The 1,963-nt window shown below is 71.5% G+C and carries 2 protein-coding genes and 2 pseudogenes; 1 reads left to right on the forward strand and 3 read right to left on the reverse strand.

The genetic code is table 11. From position 1 onward, the window contains the following. The 3 genes and pseudogenes from AX737_RS35775 to AX737_RS11500 all read right to left on the reverse strand — a co-directional run. Nucleotides 1–102: pseudogene (locus AX737_RS35775) on the reverse strand (creatininase family protein); the annotation flags it as partial. 76 nt (nucleotides 103–178) lie between these two features. Continuing rightward, nucleotides 179–712 carry a protein phosphatase CheZ gene (locus AX737_RS11495; RefSeq protein WP_066921439.1) on the reverse strand — a complete coding sequence of 178 codons (534 nt, stop codon included), beginning with the start codon at nucleotides 710–712 and terminating at the stop codon, nucleotides 179–181. A 115-nt stretch (nucleotides 713–827) separates the two neighbouring features. Further along, the gene (locus tag AX737_RS11500) at nucleotides 828–1,211 is read right to left on the reverse strand and encodes a response regulator (protein ID WP_066921441.1); all 384 of its coding nucleotides are present in this window, start codon (nucleotides 1,209–1,211) and stop codon (nucleotides 828–830) included. A gap of 269 nt (nucleotides 1,212–1,480) precedes the next feature. On the opposite strand from AX737_RS11500, the pseudogene AX737_RS11505 reads away from it, so the two are divergent. Then, nucleotides 1,481–1,963, forward strand: a pseudogene (locus tag AX737_RS11505) (bifunctional riboflavin kinase/FMN adenylyltransferase); the annotation flags it as partial.

Raw genomic sequence — 1,963 nt, forward strand, 5'->3', positions numbered from 1 at the left:
GTGCTGCTCCACCGCCGCGACCGGCAGCACGGCCACCGCGCGGCCCATCCCGCGCGTGCGGATCTCCTCGGTGGTCAGCTCGGACCAGGGGCGTGCGGGCATCGAGCGTGTCTCGCGGGCGGCGGGGCCGCCCGCTCTAGCATGCCGGGCCAGCGCCCGCGAAAACGCGGGCCGTGGCTCAGGCGAAGAGCGCGTCGATGTCGTCCTGGGCGGTGGCCGGGCCCTTGGATTGCGGGCCGTTGAGGATCAGGCGCTCGGCCCGCTCCTTGCGCGCCGCCTCGGCCGGGTCGAGCCCGGCGTCGTCGCGGGCGCGTACTGCGGTGGCGAAGCGGGCGAGGCGCAGCTCGAGGTGGCGCAACGCTTCCACCACCTTGGAGATCCGTTGCCCGGTGATATCCTGGAAGGCGCAGGCCTCGAAGATCGTGTAGATCTGCGCCTCGACGCCCGCGCGGTAATCCGCGTCGTCGGGCAGCGCCAGGATCGCCTCGGCCGATTCCATGATGGTGTTGGTGGCCCCCGCGGTGGCGGCCAGCACGTTGCCGAGTTCCTCGTGCGCCATCGGGATGCGGTCGCGGGTGATCTCGTTGGCCCGCAGGGCCGCGATCTCGCCGCGCACGTGGCTGATGTAGTCGGCGATCTGGATCAGCTCGGCGACCATCTTCTGCGGGGACAGGTTGGCCGTGTCGGGGGCCGATGTTGCGGAGTGACCCATGGCGATTCCTCGAAGATGCCCGCGAGCCCGCGGGGCTCGGGCCGGGGCGGCGACCCGCCCGGTCCCCCCGGACGGCATCGGATCGCTTGCCCCTCGCGTCGGACGGGTGCGGCGCTCAGGCGCCGCAGACGGCCTCGATCTTGGACTTCAGCGTGGCGGCGTTGAAGGGCTTGACGATGTAGTTGTTCACGCCGGCCTTCTTGGCCGCGATGACGTTCTCGGTCTTCGACTCGGCGGTGACCATGATGAAGGGCGTGGTGCGCAGGCCCTCGTCGGCGCGCACGTGGCGCAGCAGCTCGTAGCCCGTCATCGGCTCCATGTTCCAGTCGGAGATGACGAGGCCGTACTTGCGGCCCTTCAGCTTGGCGAGCGCGGCGGTGCCGTCGGAGGCGTCGTCGACCTCCTCGAAGCCGAGCTGCTTGAGGAGGTTGCGGATGATGCGGACCATGGTCTGGTAGTCGTCGACGACCAGGATCGGCATGCTGAGGTCGAGGGCCATGAGCGCGTGACTCCGTGTATTCCTTGGCTGGGGAGCGGCTTCGAAGGCTCCCGCGATCCGATTCCCGGGAGGCGCCAGTGCCCGGACGGCGCCTCGTGACCGCGAAAATAGGCTTGACCGGATTGCGAACCGGTTAACCCGCGCGCGAGCCCGCCGCGCCCCGGTTTCGGCGCGCTTCGCTTGACCGGGGGTGTGGTTTTCGACAGGGTCCGCCGCGTTTTCCGGGGCCTCGCGACTCCGGTATCTTCCGAGCGAGACCGCAAGCACCGATGGCCTCAGGCGACGAGACGGCCGCGCGACCCTTCACGATCTGCCGGCCGGACGAGCCCGTGCCGCAAAACCTCGCCGGCGCCGTCGCGGCGCTCGGCAATTTCGACGGCGTGCATCGCGGCCACCGGGTGCTCGCCGAGGCCGTGCGGGCGGCGGCGGGGCGGGCCCCCGCGATCGTGCTGACCTTCGAGCCGCATCCGCGCGCCTTCTTCGCCCCCGACCAGCCGATGTTCCGCCTGACCGGGCCGGAGGCGAAGGAGATCGTGTTCCGGCGCCTCGGCCTCGACGGTCTGGTGATCCGCCGCTTCGACGCCGCGCTCGCCGGCACCGGCGCGCGCGCCTTCGTGCACGACCTCCTCCGGCGCGACCTCGGCCTCTCGGGGGTGGTGATCGGGCACGACTTCCATTTCGGCCGCGGGCGCGAGGGCACGCCCGCGATCCTGGCCGACCTCTGCCGCGAGGCGGGGCTCGCCTGCCGCATC

It is taken from the genome of Methylobacterium sp. CCH5-D2, from assembly GCF_001556475.1.
Taxonomy (GTDB): domain Bacteria; phylum Pseudomonadota; class Alphaproteobacteria; order Rhizobiales; family Beijerinckiaceae; genus Methylobacterium; species Methylobacterium hispanicum.

What these genes read in the sequence shown, in the direction of transcription:
- AX737_RS11500 (WP_066921441.1), bottom strand. Translation starts at nt 1,211, where the DNA reads ATGGCCCTCGACCTCAGCATGCCGATCCTGGTCGTCGACGACTACCAG.
- AX737_RS11495 (WP_066921439.1), bottom strand. Translation starts at nt 712, where the DNA reads ATGGGTCACTCCGCAACATCGGCCCCCGACACGGCCAACCTGTCCCCG.